The organism is Streptomyces sp. NPDC038200, from assembly GCF_055600785.1.
This window is the reverse complement of record NZ_JBVJYH010000025.1, coordinates 1-16,791: the sequence shown is the minus strand read 5'-3', so window position 1 is coordinate 16,791 and position 16,791 is coordinate 1. Positions and strand designations below refer to the sequence as shown.

The 16,791-nt window shown below is 71.1% G+C and carries 17 protein-coding genes; 6 read left to right on the top strand and 11 right to left on the bottom strand.

What is annotated here, in order from left to right; all coding sequences use genetic code 11:
* Nucleotides 1-30 precede the first annotated feature (30 nt).
* From ACZ7KF_RS35800 to ACZ7KF_RS35785, 4 genes are all read right to left on the bottom strand, one after another.
* Complete coding sequence (locus ACZ7KF_RS35800; protein ID WP_471084848.1) at nucleotides 31-2,124, bottom strand: SpoIIE family protein phosphatase; 2,094 nt, start codon at nucleotides 2,122-2,124, stop codon at nucleotides 31-33.
* Nucleotides 2,125-2,488: 364 nt separating this feature from the next.
* Complete coding sequence (gene fomD, locus ACZ7KF_RS35795; protein ID WP_471084845.1) at nucleotides 2,489-3,178, bottom strand: cytidylyl-2-hydroxypropylphosphonate hydrolase; 690 nt, start codon at nucleotides 3,176-3,178, stop codon at nucleotides 2,489-2,491.
* Nucleotides 3,179-3,262: 84 nt separating this feature from the next.
* Complete coding sequence (locus ACZ7KF_RS35790) at nucleotides 3,263-4,648, bottom strand: class II fumarate hydratase (RefSeq protein WP_471084842.1); 1,386 nt, start codon at nucleotides 4,646-4,648, stop codon at nucleotides 3,263-3,265.
* Between the two features lie 249 nt (nucleotides 4,649-4,897).
* Nucleotides 4,898-6,565, bottom strand: coding sequence for a fumarate hydratase (locus ACZ7KF_RS35785; protein ID WP_471084839.1), 1,668 nt, complete (start codon nucleotides 6,563-6,565; stop codon nucleotides 4,898-4,900).
* Between the two features lie 144 nt (nucleotides 6,566-6,709).
* Here ACZ7KF_RS35785 and ACZ7KF_RS35780 point away from each other — a divergent pair, with 144 nt between their 5' ends.
* Together ACZ7KF_RS35780 and ACZ7KF_RS35775 are read left to right on the top strand one after the other, a co-directional pair.
* The gene (locus ACZ7KF_RS35780) at nucleotides 6,710-7,399 is read left to right on the top strand and encodes a DUF1707 SHOCT-like domain-containing protein (RefSeq protein WP_471084837.1); all 690 of its coding nucleotides are present in this window, start codon (nucleotides 6,710-6,712) and stop codon (nucleotides 7,397-7,399) included.
* Nucleotides 7,400-7,573: 174 nt separating this feature from the next.
* A complete protein-coding gene (locus ACZ7KF_RS35775) occupies nucleotides 7,574-7,948 on the top strand; it encodes a WhiB family transcriptional regulator (RefSeq protein WP_471084834.1) in 375 nt (124 codons plus the stop codon).
* A 108-nt stretch (nucleotides 7,949-8,056) separates the two neighbouring features.
* On the opposite strand, the gene glpX is transcribed toward ACZ7KF_RS35775, so the two are convergent.
* The gene (glpX, locus tag ACZ7KF_RS35770; RefSeq protein ID WP_471084831.1) at nucleotides 8,057-9,091 is read right to left on the bottom strand and encodes a class II fructose-bisphosphatase; all 1,035 of its coding nucleotides are present in this window, start codon (nucleotides 9,089-9,091) and stop codon (nucleotides 8,057-8,059) included.
* A gap of 128 nt (nucleotides 9,092-9,219) precedes the next feature.
* Between glpX and ACZ7KF_RS35765 the strand changes: the two genes are divergently transcribed.
* Nucleotides 9,220-9,747 (top strand): DUF4245 domain-containing protein, encoded by a 528-nt coding sequence (locus ACZ7KF_RS35765; RefSeq protein ID WP_471084828.1) that lies wholly within the window; start codon nucleotides 9,220-9,222, stop codon nucleotides 9,745-9,747.
* A gap of 72 nt (nucleotides 9,748-9,819) precedes the next feature.
* On the opposite strand, the gene ACZ7KF_RS35760 is transcribed toward ACZ7KF_RS35765, so the two are convergent.
* From ACZ7KF_RS35760 to xseA, 3 genes are all read right to left on the bottom strand, one after another.
* Nucleotides 9,820-10,410: a malonic semialdehyde reductase gene (locus tag ACZ7KF_RS35760; RefSeq protein WP_471084825.1), complete on the bottom strand. Its 591-nt coding sequence runs from the start codon at nucleotides 10,408-10,410 to the stop codon at nucleotides 9,820-9,822.
* Between the two features lie 134 nt (nucleotides 10,411-10,544).
* On the bottom strand, nucleotides 10,545-10,781 hold the full coding sequence (locus ACZ7KF_RS35755) for an exodeoxyribonuclease VII small subunit (protein ID WP_471084822.1): 237 nt from the start codon (nucleotides 10,779-10,781) through the stop codon (nucleotides 10,545-10,547).
* Nucleotides 10,778-11,986, bottom strand: coding sequence for an exodeoxyribonuclease VII large subunit (gene xseA / locus ACZ7KF_RS35750; RefSeq protein ID WP_471084819.1), 1,209 nt, complete (start codon nucleotides 11,984-11,986; stop codon nucleotides 10,778-10,780). Before xseA ends, ACZ7KF_RS35755 begins: the two co-directional genes overlap by 4 nt.
* Nucleotides 11,987-12,232: 246 nt before the next feature.
* On the opposite strand from xseA, the gene ACZ7KF_RS35745 reads away from it, so the two are divergent.
* A complete protein-coding gene (locus tag ACZ7KF_RS35745) occupies nucleotides 12,233-13,240 on the top strand; it encodes a 4-hydroxy-3-methylbut-2-enyl diphosphate reductase (protein WP_471084816.1) in 1,008 nt (335 codons plus the stop codon).
* A 29-nt stretch (nucleotides 13,241-13,269) separates the two neighbouring features.
* Nucleotides 13,270-14,019, top strand: a complete 750-nt coding sequence (ppgK, locus tag ACZ7KF_RS35740) for a polyphosphate--glucose phosphotransferase (protein WP_471084813.1) — start codon at nucleotides 13,270-13,272, stop codon at nucleotides 14,017-14,019.
* Nucleotides 14,020-14,066: 47 nt separating this feature from the next.
* Here the strand turns inward: ppgK and ACZ7KF_RS35735 are convergent, their stop codons facing one another.
* Nucleotides 14,067-14,660, bottom strand: a complete 594-nt coding sequence (locus ACZ7KF_RS35735) for a DUF6542 domain-containing protein (RefSeq protein WP_471084810.1) — start codon at nucleotides 14,658-14,660, stop codon at nucleotides 14,067-14,069.
* A gap of 187 nt (nucleotides 14,661-14,847) precedes the next feature.
* On the opposite strand from ACZ7KF_RS35735, the gene ychF reads away from it, so the two are divergent.
* Nucleotides 14,848-15,936 carry a redox-regulated ATPase YchF gene (ychF, locus tag ACZ7KF_RS35730; protein WP_471084807.1) on the top strand — a complete coding sequence of 363 codons (1,089 nt, stop codon included), beginning with the start codon at nucleotides 14,848-14,850 and terminating at the stop codon, nucleotides 15,934-15,936.
* A gap of 44 nt (nucleotides 15,937-15,980) precedes the next feature.
* Here the strand turns inward: ychF and ACZ7KF_RS35725 are convergent, their stop codons facing one another.
* Both ACZ7KF_RS35725 and ACZ7KF_RS35720 read right to left on the bottom strand, forming a co-directional pair.
* Entirely contained in the window at nucleotides 15,981-16,265 is a 285-nt protein-coding gene (locus ACZ7KF_RS35725; protein WP_471084804.1) for a type II toxin-antitoxin system Phd/YefM family antitoxin, read from the bottom strand.
* A gap of 337 nt (nucleotides 16,266-16,602) precedes the next feature.
* Nucleotides 16,603-16,791, bottom strand: a 189-nt coding sequence (locus ACZ7KF_RS35720) for a hypothetical protein (RefSeq protein WP_471084801.1), incomplete at its 5' end; no start/stop codon positions are given.

The window sequence follows — 16,791 nt, the reverse complement described above, 5'->3', positions numbered from 1 at the left end:
GCCCCTTCGGCATCCTCCCGCCCGCGGGACTCAGCCCCGGTTCAGCTCGAACCACACCACCTTGCCGGTGCTCAGCCGGGTCGCGCCCCAGCGTCGGGCCAGCCTGTTGACCAGGTACAGGCCGCGCCCGCCCTCGTCGGTGGCCCGGGCCTGCCGCAGCCGCGGCAGCTGCGGCACATCGTCGCCGACCTCGCAGCGCAGCACGTCCGTGCGCAGCAGCCGCAGCGTCACCGGCCGCGACGCGTACCGCACGGCGTTCGTCACGACCTCGCTGACCAGCAGCTCCACCGAGTCCGACAGGTCCTCCAGGTTCCACCGGGCGAGCGCGCGCCGGGCCAGCCTGCGGGCCTGGCCGGGAGCCGTCTCCTCCGGATCCAGCGTCCAGTAGGCGACATCGCTCGGCGCGATCCCGTCGAACCGGGCCGCGAGCAGCGCGATGTCGTCGTCCCGGTCGCCCGGACCGAGCATGTCCAGCACCTCGTCGCACAGCGCTTCCAGCGGCGGCGGATGGTCCGGGCCGGTCAGCTGCGCGGTCGCGGCCAGCTTCTCCCGCAGCTGCTCTATGCCGGTCCACACGTCCCGCAGCCGGGACTCCACCAGACCGTCGGTGTACAGCAGCAGGGTCGCCCCGGCGGGCGCGTCCAGCTCCACCGCCTCGAAGTCGACGCCGCCGACCCCGATCGGCGCGCCCGGCGGCACCCGCAGCACCTCGGCCCGCCCGCCCAGGTGCAGCAGCACGGGCGGCGGATGGCCGGCGTTGGCGATCGTGATGCGGTGCGTGACCGGGTCGTAGACGGCGTACAAACAGGTCGCCATGCGGTCGGTGCCCAGGCGCTGCGCCTGCTCGTCCAGGTGGTGCAGCACCTCCTGCGGCGGCAGATCGAGCCCGGCCAGGGTCTGCGCGGTGGTGCGCAGCTGGCCCATGATCGCCGCCGAGGTCATCGAGTGGCCCATCACATCGCCGACCACCAGCGCGACCCGGCTGCCGGGCAGCGGGATCGCGTCGTACCAGTCGCCGCCGACCCGCGCGGTCTCCGCCGCCGGCAGATACCGGGAGGCCAGCCGGACCCCGGTCGGCCGGGGCAGCGTCTCGGGCAGCATGGTGCGCTGCAACTCGTCGGCGATGTACGCCTCCCGGCCGTACAGCACCGCCTTGTCTATGCCGAGCGCGCTGTGCGTGGCCAGCTGGGCGGCCACCAGCAGATCGTCCGCCTCGAACGCGAGCCGCTCCGGGCGGCGCAGGAACAGGGCGGCGCCGATCACCCGGCGCCGGCCGCGCAGCGGTGCGAGGATCGCCCGCTGCCCGCCCGGCACGACCGCCTCGCCGCCCTCGCCGAGCAGCTCCGGCAGCGCGTCCCGGGCGGCCGGCGCGTCCGCGAACACCGGACGCACCCCGCGCAGCACCTCGTTCAGCGCGCCGCCCGGCCGCACCTCGCACAGCTCGGTGGTGAGCGTCGACAGATCCGCCAGCGCGGACGAGTCCGGCTCCGGTTCGAACGCCGGCGGCAGCAGCACGCCGTCGGTGTCCCGCTCCTCCGGTATCCGGTCGGTGCGGCGCAGCCGCAGCACCACCGGTCCGGTGGGCCGCTCGTCACCGACCGGCAGGGGGTCGCGCAGATAGACCAGGATCGCGTCGGAGAACGTCGGGACGGTGGCCCGGCACAGCCCCATCACGATCTCGTCGAGGTCGAGTCCGCGGGCGATCCGCCGGGTGGCCGCGCCCACGAATCTGAGCCGGTCCCCGTCACGCCGCATGGGCATCGGCCGTCCGGGCGGCAGTCCCCGTCCGGTACGGCGCTCCTGGCCACCCTGCGCACGCTCCTGTTCCGCGCCGGGCTGCGCGGGAATGGCCTCCGGCGCGGGGCGCGGGCGGTGGGCGCCGGGTTCGGCGGTGGCGGGCTGGGAGTGCTCGGGGCCGTTGACTGGGGGCTCCTTCCCCGGGCCGTCCTTGCCCGTGCCGCAGGGCGCGGCCGTGCCCGGACCTGCGGGCGTTCCGTCGGTCCGGGCCTGGGCGGTTAAGGCCGGGTCGCCGAGCTGCTTCGGGGCACGCAGGAGTGCCCCGCGGGCCTCCGCGGGGTCGACGCCCGGCTGGGGGCGTTCGAAGGAGGTGGGCTGCTCCGTCACTCGTGTCGCATCCGTCCGTCCGGGGCTGTGCGCCGGGTGCGCCCGGCGCGCAGTCGGTCCCGTCGAAGACCCGATACCCGCAATACGTGCCCCAGGAACGGAATTCCCGAGTGGTCGAAGGTTGTTTCCGTGCCGTTCGCTGAGCCGCCGCGGTCCGCGGTGGTGCCGCCCTGGTACCCCTCGCTCACGTCCTGCCGCCCCTCGGTGACGATCGGTCAAGCTCGGCCCCTGTGCCGAAAGTTGCTGCTAAGCGCCCACCCGCCACCCGGCCACCACCCCTCAACGGCGGTGCTGTGCACCGGCACTGATTATGTGTTTGCGGAGGACGATCCTACGTTTCTTGCCTGGGGGTGCATCAAGAGTCTCATGAGGACACGTGCTCCGGTGTACGGTCCCAGTCCTCGGGGAGAGAAGGTACCCCCCAGGAGGGGTCCGGGCGCCAGTGCTGCCAGCCGTCCGAGAACGGCACCCCCCAGGCGCGGATCTCCTCCACGGCCTCCCGCCCCGCCTCCCGCACCCGCTCGGCCGTCTCCGCGTCCATCAGCCCGTCCCGCTGGGCCTGCGCGAACTCGTCCTCGTCCCGCCAGTGCCAGCTGCGGTCGGGGTGCACGGAGATGTCGAGGAAGTGGTCCTCGGAGTCCACACCGCCCGACCAGCGGGCCAGCGGCCGTTCCAGGTTGACGTACCAGTTCTTGAACTGCCAGCCCGGATCCCAGAACAGCCACACCGACCAGGGCCGGCCGGGCTGGGCCAGTTTCAGCACGCCCGTGCCGAACCAGTGGTCCCGCTGGACCGTGCGCGCCTTGGTGTAGCGGGACTCCAGCGGCTCCAGGTGCACGGGTGTGCCGTCGGCCAGCACCGGCTTCACGCACTCCGTGCCGGGGGCCAGCCACACCGCCAGCAGCTCACTGTCGTCGCGGACGACGGTGACGGGCCGGGCGATGTGGAAGTGCTCGCCCCCGTTCTCCCGGTAGCGCCACAGGATGTGTGTCCCGGGGGTCCAGCGCGTCGCAGGTCCCGCCGCCACTCGTGTCACCGCTCCGTCGTCCGTCATGCACAGATATTAGGTGCCACGGGCATACGACTGCTGCGGTGCACATCACGGCGGTCCGCGGTGGCCGGAAAGGTTCGCTCGCGGTTACGGGCGTGTCATCCGCAGGACATCCAGCGCCTCGTCGAGCTGCTCCAGCGTGAGGTCGCCGCGCTCCACGTACCCGCCCTCCAGGACGACTTCGCGGATCGTCCTGCGTTCGGCGAGGGACTTCTTGGCGACCTTCGCGGCCTCCTCGTAGCCGATGTACTTGTTCAGCGGCGTCACCACGGACGGCGACGACTCGGCGTACTCCCGGGTGCGTTCGCGGTCGGCGGTGATGCCGTCGACGGTCCGGTCGGCCAGCAGCCGCGAGACGTTGGCGAGCAGCCGCACGGACTCCAGGACGTTCTTGGCGATGACCGGGAGCATCACGTTCAGCTCGAAGTTCCCGGCGGCACCGGCGGTGGTGATGGTGGTGTCGTTGCCGATGACCTGGGCGGCGACCATCAGCACGGCCTCGGGGACGACCGGGTTGACCTTGCCCGGCATGATCGAGGAACCGGGCTGGAGGTCGGGCAGCCGGATCTCGGCGAGACCGGTGCGCGGACCGGAGGACATCCAGCGCAGATCGTTGGCGATCTTCGTCAGGCCGACCGCGATGGTGCGCAGCTGCCCGCTGGTCTCCACGATGCCGTCCCGGGCGCCCTGCGCCTCGAAGTGGTCGCGGGCCTCGGTGAGCGGCAGCCCGGTGGCCCGGGCGACCTCCTCGATGACGGCCGCGGAGAACCCGGGCGGGGTGTTGATGCCGGTGCCGACCGCCGTGCCGCCCAGCGGCAGCTCGGCCAGCCGGGGCAGGGAGGCCCCGAGGCGCTCGATGCCGTACCGCACCTGGGCCGCGTACCCGCCGAACTCCTGCCCGAGTGTCACCGGCGTGGCGTCCATCAGGTGCGTCCGCCCCGACTTGACCACGTCGGCGAACTCCTCGGACTTGCGCTGCAGGGAGGCGGCGAGGTGCTCCAGGGCCGGGATCAGGTCGTGGGTGACGGCGGCGGTGGCCGCGATGTGGATGGAGGACGGGAACACGTCGTTGGACGACTGCGAGGCGTTCACATGGTCGTTGGGATGCACGTCCCGGCCGAGCCGCTCGGTCGCCAGCGTCGCGATGACCTCGTTGGTGTTCATGTTGGACGAGGTCCCGGAACCCGTCTGGAACACGTCCACCGGGAAGTGCTCGTCCCAGTCGCCCGCGGCGACCTCGCCGGCCGCCTCCTGGATCGCCTGTGCGACCTCCTTGTCCAGCACCCCCAGCTCGGCGTTCACCTTCGCCGCCGCCGCCTTGATGCGGGCGAGCGCCTCGATGTGCGCCCGCTCGATGTGCTGCCCGGAGATCGGGAAGTTCTCGACGGCACGCTGCGTCTGCGCCCGCCACTTGGCATGGGCCGGGACCCGGACCTCACCCATGGAGTCGTGCTCGATGCGGTATTCGCTCATGCCGGGTACAGCGATTCCGGGGACGCGGATGTTCCGCCGATTGGGCCGGTCGGGTGCCCTTGCCGTCTTTCGGCGCCCGGGTCCGTCGGGGCGGCGGAGAGGTGTCGCTTCGTCGTGGAGCGCCTCGCTCGGACACAAGCGGCCGTGCGCACCGGCGTGCTGATCGTGTGTCACGGCCGCCTGCGCGTCCCTGGCCCGTCGCCCCCGGGCCGAGGGCGGCTCCTGGGGGGGCGACGGGCGGGAGCGGGGTTACGCCAGGCCGGGGCCCCGCACCGGAATGCTCGTGAACGTGGGCTGCGGGGCCGGGTCCTGGAAGAAGTCGTTGCCCTTGTCGTCCACCACGATGAACGCGGGGAAGTCCTCGACCTCGATCTTCCAGACGGCTTCCATGCCCAGCTCCTCGTACTCCAGGACCTCCACCTTCTTGATGCAGTCCTGGGCGAGGCGGGCGGCCGGGCCGCCGATGGAGCCGAGGTAGAAGCCGCCGTGCGCGTCGCACGCCGCCGTGACCTGCTGCGACCGGTTGCCCTTCGCCAGCATCACCTTGGAGCCGCCCGCCGCCTGGAACTGCTCCACGTAGGAGTCCATGCGGCCGGCCGTGGTCGGGCCGAAGGAACCGGAGGCGTAGCCCTCGGGGGTCTTCGCCGGGCCGGCGTAGTACACCGGGTGGTCCTTCAGGTACTGCGGCATCTCCTCGCCCGCGTCCAGCCGCTCCTTGATCTTGGCGTGCGCGATGTCACGGGCCACGACCAGCGGGCCGGTCAGCGACAGACGGGTCTTGACCGGGTACTTCGTCAGCTCGGCGAGGATCGTGTCCATCGGCTGGTTGAGGTCGATCTTGACGACGTCGCCCTCTTCCAGGTGCTCGTCGGTGGTCTCCGGCAGGAAGCGCGCCGGGTCGGTCTCCAGCTGCTCCAGGAAGACGCCCTCGGCGGTGATCTTCGCGACGGCCTGGCGGTCGGCGGAGCAGGAGACGGCGATCGCGACCGGGCAGGAGGCGCCGTGGCGGGGGAGGCGGACCACCCGGACGTCGTGGCAGAAGTACTTGCCGCCGAACTGGGCACCGATGCCGATCTTCTGGGTCAGCTCGAAGACCTTCTTCTCCAGCTCCTCGTCCCGGAAGCCGTGGCCGAGCGGCGAGCCCTCGGCCGGGATGTTGTCCAGGTAGTGCGCCGAGGCGTACTTCGCGGTCTTCAGCGCGTACTCGGCGCTCGTGCCGCCGACGACGATCGCCAGGTGGTACGGCGGGCAGGCGGCCGTACCGAGCGAGCGGATCTTCTCCTCCAGGAACTTCATCATGGAGGCCTCGTTCAGGACGGCCTTCGTCTCCTGGTAGAGGAAGGACTTGTTGGCCGAGCCGCCGCCCTTCGCCATGAACAGGAACTTGTAGGCACCGCCGTCGGTGGCGTACAGCTCGATCTGCGCCGGCAGGTTGGAGCCGGTGTTCTTCTCCTCCCACATGGTGAGCGGAGCCATCTGCGAGTAGCGCAGGTTCAGCCTGGTGTAGGCGTCGTAGATGCCGTGCGAGAGGGCCTTCTCGTCCCCGCCCTCGGTGAGGACGTTCTGGCCGCGCTTGCCCATGACGATCGCCGTGCCGGTGTCCTGGCACATGGGGAGCACGCCGGCCGCCGCGATGTTCGCGTTCTTCAGCAGGTCGAGCGCGACGAACTTGTCGTTGCTCGACGCCTCCGGGTCGTCGATGATCCGGCGCAGCTGGGCGAGGTGGGCGGGGCGCAGGTAGTGCTGGATGTCGTGGATGGCCTCCTCGGCCAGCTTGCGCAGCGCCTCCGGCTCCACCTTGAGGAACGTCCGCCCGTCCGGGCCCTCGACGGTGGAGACGCCCTCGGACGTCACCAGCCGGTAGGGGGTGGTGTCCTCTCCCTGGGGGAGCAGATCGGTGTACGCGAACTCAGGCATCTCAGCCCATTCCTCACTCTGACGGACGGCGCCCGCCGACGCTGGCGGGCCCCACCAGCGTAGAACCTGCCGTCGGCGCCGAACCTGTGAGGTAAGGCTCAGTCGGGGGTGTCGCGATCTATCGTGTTTGGGTACGCTGCTGCCGTGGACCTTCAGAAGCAGACCGCACCCACACCCGCGACCGAGATGCGCGCCTCCGACGCCGACCGCGACCGGATCGCCGACATCCTGCGCGAGGCCCTGGCCGAGGGGCGGCTGACCGCCGACGAGCACGCCGAACGCGTGGACGGGGTGCTGGGCGCCAAGACGGTGGGGGAACTGGAGTTCTTCATCCGGGACCTGCCCGCCGCCCACCAGCGCCACGCCGCCCCCGCCTACACACCCGTCCCGCCCCGCCCCACCCCGGGCGCGATCCCGGCGGAGGCCGACGCCAACGTGGTCGCGGTGTTCAGCAGCGCGATGCGCCGGGGCCGCTGGCGGGCCGGTCGCCGGCTGCACGCGTACGCGATCTTCGGCAGCGTCGAGATCGACCTCAGCGAGGCGATCTTCGAGTACCAGCAGGTGGTGATCAAGGCGGTCTCCGTCTTCGGTGACGTCCAGATCCGCGTCCCGGAGAACATCTCGCTGCGCGGCACCGGAGGCGGGGTGCTCGGCAGCTTCGAGGTGAGCCCGCTGGACTCGGTGGACTCCGAGGCGCCCGTCGTCTACGTCGACGGCTGGGCCGTCCTGGGCAACGTGGAGGCACGGCCGAAGCGGGGCAAGCTGGTGGCGGACATCCTGGAGCGCGTCCAGGACAAGGTCGACCGGAAGCTGCGCAAACACCTGGGTCGTTGACGGTCGCGAATCCGCCGGTGGCCGGAGCGCCCCGGTCCGGGGGCGGCCCCCTCGCGGGGGCGTGAACGAGTCGCCGCGCGCCTGCGAATGGGAACGCTGTGCATAGGCGCGCGCACAGCGGGTAGGGCTTGCTGCATCGTCTCTCGCTCGCGAAGCCGTCGTCAGGAGTAGACCGTGCTGCAACCGCCGCATTCGTCCCTGCAGGTAGCTGCCGTGCCAGCCCAGCGGGTGCCAGCGCGAGACAGGGACCAAGACGCTCCCTGGCACACCGAGGCGGTGTGCCGGCGCGACGAGGCCGGCCTGTTCTTCGCCCCGTCGAAGGAGCCGACCGCCGCCCGGCTGTCCCGCGAGGAGGCGGCCAAGCGGGTCTGCGCCCGCTGCCCGGTCATGGTCGAGTGCCGCGAGCACGCCCTGCTCCAGCCCGAGCCCTACGGCGTCTGGGGCGGTCTGACGGCGGCCGAGCGCAGGGTGGTCCTGGCGAGGCGCCGCCGCAGGGAAGTGGAACTGAAGAAGGCGGCACGGGCGGCGGCGAACCGCATGGCGGGTTAGGGCGGAGGCGGGACGCCCCCTCCGCACCGGGGGCGCCTGCCGGCCCGAGGAACACGGGGGACCGCGCGACACGCCACGGCGGACGCGCGGTCCCCTCCCCGACGGGTGTTACTTGGCCCGGTCGAAGTCGATCGCGCTGTAGGCCCGCAGCTTGCGGAGCCGGTGCTCGGAATCGATCCTCCGCACGGTCCCGGACTTCGACCGCATCACGATCGACTCGGTCAGCGCGGTCTCCGACCGGTAGCGCACACCGCGCAGCAACTCGCCGTCGGTGATGCCGGTGGCGACGAAGAACACGTTCTCGCCCGACACCAGGTCGTCCGTCGTCAGCACGCGGTCCAGGTCGTGCCCGGCGTCGATCGCCCGCTGCCGCTCCTCGTCGTCCTTGGGCCACAGCTTGCCCTGGATGGTGCCGCCCAGGCACTTCACCGCGCAGGCCGAGATGATGCCCTCGGGGGTGCCGCCGATGCCGAGCAGCAGGTCGACGCCGGTGCCCTCGCGCAGTGCGTACACCGAGCCGGCGACGTCGCCGTCGGAGATCAGTTTGATGCGCGCGCCGGCGTCCCGGACCTCCCGGATCAGGCCCTCGTGCCGCGGCCGGTCGAGGATGACGACGGTGACGTCCTCCGGCGTGACCTTCTTCGCCTTGGCGATCCGCTTGATGTTCACGGCCACGGGCGCGTCGATGTCGACGAAGTCGGCGGCCTCCGGGCCGGTGACCAGCTTGTCCATGTAGAACACGGCGGAGGGGTCGAACATGGCGCCGCGTTCGGCGGCGGCGAGGACGGCGATGGCGTTCGGCATGCCCTTGGCCGTCAGCGTGGTGCCGTCGATCGGGTCGACGGCGATGTCGACCTCGGGACCGGTGCCGTCGCCCACCTGCTCTCCGTTGAAGAGCATCGGGGCCTCGTCCTTCTCGCCCTCGCCGATGACGACCACGCCGTTCATCGACACGGTGGAGACGAGGGTCCGCATGGCGCGCACCGCGGCGCCGTCGGCGCCGTTCTTGTCACCGCGCCCCACCCAGCGGCCCGCCGCCATCGCGGCGGCTTCGGTCACCCGGACGAGTTCCAGGGCGAGGTTGCGGTCGGGAGCCTCGGAGGGAACATCGAGCTCGGACGGCAGGTGATGATTTTCGGTCATCGGAGCGCACCTTTCTGATACGACGACGGCCGGATGAGGGTATTGGACCCCGACTCTATCGCCGGACAGACAAAATGAGCAGGGGACCCCACGGATGAGCGCTTGGGGCACCTGCGACGATAGGGGGCGTGGCAGGTTCGAACGGTAAGCAGAAGTCGGCCCGGAGCATGATCCTCTCCCTGGGCGTGATCGGCATCGCGGCGTTGGTCGTGTACTTCCTCGCCATCCCCCACGACGATCACGCTCCCGACGTCAAACGGGTCGACTACCGGGTCGAACTGCTCACGGCCCGCCGGGCGGCGAGCTACCCGGTGGCCGCGCCCGAGGGCCTGCCGAGTACCTGGAAGGCGACCTCCGTACGCTTCCAGGGCGAGAAATCCGACCGGTGGCACCTCGGCTTCCAGACCCCCGACAGCCAGTACGTGCAGGTCGAGCAGTCCACGCGGAAGCGCGCCCGGTTCATCGACCAGGCCAGCCAGGGCTGCTCGCCGACGAAGCGGACCGAGGAGATCGACGGCCGCACCTGGACCCGCTGCACCGGCGGCCGGTACGACGCCCTCGTCCTCCAGGACACGCCCGGCTCCACGACGGTGGTGGCCGGAACCGCCTCCTTCGACGACCTGAAGACGATGGCGGCGGCGCTGGAGATGAAGTGATCCGTTCGTGACCTCCGTGCATGTGAAGAGGCCCCCGGCATCGCCGGGGGCCTCTTCACATGCACGGGTGGCTCAGACGGTCGTGACGACCTCGTCGTACGCCAGGCGCGGCGAGCGCGGGAACCAGGCGTCCGGGCCCGGCCTGCCGATGTTGACGACCATCAGCGGGGTGTGGTCGTCGTCCAGGAACTCCTTGCGGACACCCTCGAAGTCGAGGCCGGTCATCGGGCCGGCGGCCAGGCCCGCGGCGCGGACGCCGATGAGGAAGTAGGCGGCCTGGAGGGCGGCGTTCAGACCGGCGGCACCCTCACGGGCCGGACGCTCGCTGAAGAAGACGTCCTTGGCCTGCGGGAAGTGCGGGAACAGCGCCGGCAGCTCCTCGTGGAACTCGTTGTCCGCGGAGAGGATGGCGACCAGCGGGGCGGCGGCGGTCTTGGCCTGGTTGCCCTCGGCCATGAGCTGCACCAGACGCTCGCGGGCCTCGGGCGAGCGGACCAGCGTGATGCGCAGCGGGCTCTGGTTGAAGGCGGTCGGACCGTACTTGACCAGGTCGTAGATCGCCTGGACCTGCTCCTCGGTCACCGGCTCGTCGGTGAAGGTGTTCGCGGTGCGGGCCTCGCGGAACAGCAGGTCCTGAGCGGCGGGGTCAAGAACGAGAGACATGCGTGACTTCCTCGGATACGCGTTCGGCCCGAGTGCCGGACCGGCTTACGTCGGTGACCCTACGCCAGTGAGGTTTAAGCTTCAACTAATGCGAGGGTGTGGTGACCCGCCTCACAACCGGCGCCCGGACCCGCCTACTCGCCGCCCTCCCCGGCCCCTTCCTCTCCCTCTTCCTCGGCCAGCGCCGCGTCCAGCCGCGCCCGGGCCCCCTCCAGCCAGCGCCGGCACACCTTGGCCAGCTCCTCGCCGCGCTCCCACAGCGCCAGGGACTCCTCCAGCGTCGTACCGCCCGCCTCCAGCCGCCGTACGACCTCGATCAGCTCGTCGCGCGCCGCCTCGTACGAGAGCGTCTCGTCCACCTTGCTCGTCATTCGCTCACCTTCACTGTGAATTCACCCTCGGCGACACGGGCCCGCAGCGCCTCGCCCGCCGTCACCTCGGCCGGATCGCGCACCGCGTGCCCGTCCGCCCGCTGGAGCACCGCGTAACCCCGCCGGAGCGTCGCCGCGGGGGACAGGGCCACCACGCGCGCGTGCGTGTGCGTCAGCTCCGAGTCCGCGCGGTCCAGCAGATGCCCCAGGGTCCGCCGGCCGCGGTCGAGCAGCGAGACCACGTGATCGGCACGCTCGTCGACCATCCGGTGCGGATCCTCCATCGACGGCCGGGCCAGCGCGTGCGCCAGCCCCCGCTCCTCCCGCTCCACGAACGCCGCCGCGCAGCGCCGCGCCCGGTCGCGCAGCATCCGCACCCGCTCCAGCTCCTCGCCGACGTCCGGCACGACCTTCTTCGCCGCGTCGGTCGGCGTGGAGGCACGCAGGTCGGCGACATGGTCGAGCAGCGGGTTGTCCGGCTCGTGCCCGATGGCCGACACGACGGGCGTACGGCACGCGGCCACGGCACGCACCAGCTGCTCGTCGGAGAACGGCAGCAGATCCTCGACGCTGCCGCCGCCACGCGCGACGATGATCACGTCCACGTCGTCGATCGCGTCCAGCTCCTTGACGGCCTGCACGACCTGGGGAACGGCGTGCACGCCCTGCACGGGGACGTTGCGCACCTCGAAGCGGACGGCGGGCCAGCGGTGCCGGGCGTTCTCCAGCACGTCCCGCTCCGCCGCCGAGGCCCGGCCGCACACCAGCCCGATCAGCTGCGGCAGGAACGGCAGCGGCTTCTTCCGCTCCGGCGCGAACAGCCCCTCGGCCGCGAGCGCCTTCTTCAACTGCTCCAGCCGGGCCAGCAGCTCGCCGACGCCGACGGGCCTGATCTCGGCGGCGCGCAGGGAGAGCTGGCCCCGGGGGGCGTACCACTCGGGCTTCGCCAGCACGACGACCCGGGCGCCCTCGCCGACGACGTCCGCGACCGCGTCGAACACCTGGCGGTAGCAGGTCACGCTGACGGAGATGTCGTACGACGGGTCGCGCAGCGTCAGGAACACGACGCCGGCACCGGGGCGGCGGGAGAGCTGGGTGATCTGCCCCTCGACCCACACGGCTCCGAGGCGGTCGATCCAGCCGCCGATCAGCCGGGAGACCTCGCCGACGGGGAGCGGGGCTTCGGGGGACGTGTGCGCAGCCATGCGGCGAGCCTAACGGCCGGTACCGACAACGCGGCTGCGCGCGGTAAGGGCGCGGACCGTTTCCGGCTGCGCGCCCACCACGGCCGTTCGCGCAGGCCCCGCGCCCCGGGCAGCCGCGGTGCCCGCGCCCCCGCCGCCCCCTGGCCGAGGCCGGCGTCCCGGTGCCGGACAGGCGCACGAGCCGTCCCCGCCGGACCGCGGGCACGCGACCTCGGCGCCCCCGAACGCGGCCTTACGATGGGACGCATGACCGCTTCCTCTGGCCGCCGTGTCCTGCTCGCCGCCCCCCGGGGCTACTGCGCCGGTGTGGACCGCGCCGTGATCGCCGTCGAGAAAGCCCTGGAACAGTACGGGGCCCCGATCTACGTCCGGCACGAGATCGTCCACAACAAGTACGTCGTGCAGACCCTGGAGAAGAAGGGTGCCGTCTTCGTCGAGCGCACGGAGGAGGTGCCGCCCGGCAACATCGTCATGTTCTCGGCGCACGGCGTCGCCCCCGTCGTGCACGAGGAGGCCCGGCAGGGCCGGCTCGCCACCATCGACGCCACCTGCCCCCTGGTCACCAAGGTCCACAAGGAAGCCGTCCGGTACGCGGGCGAGGACTACGACATCCTCCTGATCGGCCACGAGGGCCACGAGGAGGTCATCGGCACCTCCGGCGAGGCCCCCGACCACATCCAGCTGGTCGACGGCCCCGCCGACGTCGCGAAGGTCGAGGTCCGCGACCCGTCGAAGGTCGTCTGGCTCTCCCAGACCACCCTCTCCGTCGACGAGACCATGGAGACCGTCGACGCCCTGAAGACCAAGTTCCCCGGGCTCGTCTCCCCGCCCAGCGACGACATCTGCTACGCCACGCAGAACCGTCAGCTCGCCGTGAAGCAGATGGGCTCCGAGGCCGAGCTGGTCATCGTCGTCGGCTCGCGCAACTCCTCCAACTCCAAGCGGCTGGTCGAGGTCGCCAAGCTCGCCGGCGCCCGCGAGGCCTACCTGGTGGACTTCGCCAGCGAGATCGACGAGGCCTGGCTGGAGGGCGTCACGACCGTCGGCGTCACCTCCGGCGCCTCCGTGCCCGAGGTGCTGGTCGAGCAGGTCCTGGAATGGCTCGCCGAGCGCGGCTACGCGGACGTGGAGCTGGTCCGGGCGGCCGAGGAGTCGATCACCTTCTCGCTGCCCAAGGAACTCCGCCGTGACCTGCGCGAGGAGGCGGCGTCCCTGGTCGCCCGGCGCGGCGGGAGCGGTACGCCCGAGGCGTGACCGTCAGTCGTCCGTCGTAACGTGGTGCCATGCAGATCTTCGGTGTGGACATCGGCGGGTCCGGGATCAAGGGCGCCCCAGTGGATCTGGACCGGGGCGACCTGGCCCAGGAGCGCTGCAAGGTGCTCACCCCGCATCCGGCGACGCCCGACGGCGTGGCCGACGGGGTCAAGCAGGTCGTGGACCACTTCGGCTGGACCGGCCCGGTCGGCCTGACCTTCCCAGGAGTGATCACCGGCGGCGCCATGGTGCGCACGGCGGCGAACGTCGACAAGAGCTGGATCGACACGGACGCGCGCGCGTTGTTCAGCGGCCGGCTCGGCGGACTCCCGGTGACCGTGGTCAACGACGCGGACGCGGCGGGCGTCGCCGAGATGGAGTTCGGCGCCGGCCGGGACCGCAAGGGCACGGTCGTCCTGCTCACCTTCGGCACGGGCATCGGCAGCGCCGTCTTCGTGGACGGCGCCCTCCTGCCCAACACCGAGCTGGGCCACCTGGAGCTGAACGGCCACGACGCCGAGAAGCGCGCCTCCAGCAAGGCCAAGGAGGACCACGACCTCAGCTGGGAACAGTGGGCGCGCCGCGTCCAGAAGTACCTGGCGCACGTGGAGATGCTGTTCTCGCCGGAACTGTTCATCGTCGGCGGCGGGGTCAGCCGCAAGGCGGACAAGTTCCTGCACCTCATCGAGGGCATCAAGGCCGAGATCGTCCCCGCGCAGCTGCAGAACAACGCGGGCATCGTCGGGGCGGCGATGCGCGCGGCCCACCACGCCGCCTAGCCGTTCGGGCCCCGCCCCGCCGACCCGGGGTCACCGGGTCGGTCCTGTCAGCTCGTCCGCCGGTGTCGTCGTACCCACCGCACCCGGCGGACCAGCGCGATCACTCCGGCGGCGAGCGTCCCCCCGTACAGCCACCCCGCCTGGGTGGCGAGCCCGGTGACCAGCCCCATCACCCGGCCGAGCAGCCCCCCGCCGCCCTCGGCGACCGGCACCAGCCCCACGGCGAACGCGATCGGTACGACGACGGGCGCGGTCAGCAGGTCCCCCGCCCGCACCCACAGCGCGGTCAGCACGCACGCCGGCAGGAACAGCACGCCGTAGACCGTCAGGGACGCACCGAACAGCAGCTGGTCCAGGCAGCCGAGCAGAAACATCACGGCGACGCAGAACAGCCCGCTGCCGAGCCCGGTCAGCCGGAGGTTCGGCAGCGGCCGCCCCGCCGTCCCCGGCCGCGCCCCCCGCGTCTGCCGCCCGCCCCGCCCGGCCCCGGCCGCGGGCCCGCGCCCACCGCCGGGACCGCGTACCTCGCCGGGGCCGCGCTCGGCGCCCGGCCGGAGCCGTGCCTGCGGCGGCAGCGGGGTCCGCGGCGGCGTGCCGCGTCGCGGTCCGTCGTTCGGGGGGTGCGTTCTGTGTTGCTCCACAGGGACCAACTTAGGTCTGTTTATGTGCCGAATCGCCCGCGAGACACGCCGGTGGGAGGAGCTTGGCCGGGCGTTCGCCGCTCTCGTGAGGCGGGCGCGCGGGACGCCGTAGACTGGTGGATCGGCCCAGTGTCGGTCTCTGGCCCCTGGCAGCCCCCTGGCCCTCTCATCTACGGGAAGTCGCAACGTGTCGCTCACGATCGGAATCGTCGGCCTGCCGAACGTCGGCAAGTCGACCCTGTTCAACGCCCTGACCAAGAACGACGTGCTGGCGGCCAACTACCCGTTCGCCACGATCGAGCCGAACGTCGGCGTCGTCGGCGTGCCCGACGCCCGCCTGGCCAAGCTCGCCTCGATCTTCGGCTCGCAGCGCATCCTTCCGGCCACGGTCGACTTCGTCGACATCGCCGGCATCGTGCGCGGCGCCTCCGAGGGCGAGGGCCTGGGCAACAAGTTCCTCGCGAACATCCGCGAGTCCGACGCGATCTGCCAGGTCATCCGCGCCTTCAAGGACGAGAACGTCGTCCACGTCGACGGCAAGGTCTCGCCGAAGGACGACATCGAGACGATCAACACCGAGCTGATCCTCGCCGACCTCCAGACCATCGAGAAGGTCCTGCCCCGCCTCCAGAAGGAATCGCGGATCAAGAAGGACATCGCGCCCAAGGTCAAGGCCGTCGAGGAGGCCAAGGAGATCCTGGAGAAGGGCGACACGCTCTTCGGGCAGGGCATCGTCCAGGGCAGCGAGCGCGCCGAGCTGCTGCACGACCTGCACCTGCTCACCACGAAGCCCTTCCTCTACGTCTTCAACGTGGACGAGGACGAGCTGACCGACGAGGACTTCAAGAACGAGCAGCGCGCCCTGGTCGCCCCCGCCGAGGCGATCTTCCTCAACGCCAAGCTGGAGGCCGACCTCGCCGAGCTGGACGAGGAGGACGCGATGGAGCTGCTGGAGTCGGTGGGCGCGGAGGAGCCCGGCCTGGCGACCCTGGCCCGCGTCGGCTTCAACACCCTCGGCCTCCAGACCTACCTGACGGCCGGCCCCAAGGAATCCCGCGCCTGGACCATCAAGAAGGGCGCCACGGCCCCCGAGGCGGCCGGTGTCATCCACACCGACTTCCAGAAGGGCTTCATCAAGGCCGAGGTCATCTCCTTCGGCGACCTGGTCGAAACGGGTTCGGTCGCCGAGGCCCGCGCCAAGGGCAAGGCCCGCATGGAGGGCAAGGAGTACGTGATGCAGGACGGCGACGTGGTGGAGTTCAGGTTCAACGTCTGAGCGGATGAAATAACACCACGTTGCTGACGTGGCACATATGCAGGTCAGAAGGGGTCGGACGCTATCGAGTCCGACCCCTTCGTCGTCACCGTGCTGGATGGGCCGCGTGCCAGCGTCTCCCTCATGACGTCCTCGATCGGGATACCGGGCGCGGGGTTGGCCATGCGCTCGTCGATGATCCGGTTGATCTCGCGCTCTTCCCACTCCTGGTACTTGCGCAGCACCTCGATGGAGACGACCGCGGCGACCTCCTTGCCCCGGCGCGTGATCACCGTGGGTACGTCGTCGCGGTCCGCCCGCTCGACGACCTCCGCCAGGTGGGCGCGCACTCGGGAGCCGGCCCCTCGTCGGTGCCGGGCCGCGTGCGTGCCGACGGACGAGCCCAGGCCGAATTGACACGGGGTTCCCGGGTCCGTACTGTTCTCCGGGCTGTCCGACACGGGTGCCGATTCCAGTCGGTCCCGTACAGCCAATCCGCACGATCCACAGAAGCTGACGGTGCTTTGCCATGCCGTTCTGCCTGCTGTGCGCTTTTGCGGAATGCGGATTCCGTCTCCGGGGGGTCGAGCGCGAGTCGCTCGATTAGCTTCCGGGCGGCGAATCCACTAAAGTCTCACTCGTCGGAACGGCCCAACAGCCGCGAAGACAAACCCCGCTGACCGGGGATCAGACGCCGAAAGGATCTGATAGAGTCGGAACCGCCGGAAAGGGAAACGCGGAAGCGAGAACCTGGAAAGCACCGAGGAAATCGGATCGAGAAAAGATCTGATAGAGTCGGAAACACGAAGGGAAGCCCGGAGGAAAGCCCGAGAGGGTGAGTACAAAGGAAGCGACCGTTCCTTGAGAACTCAACAG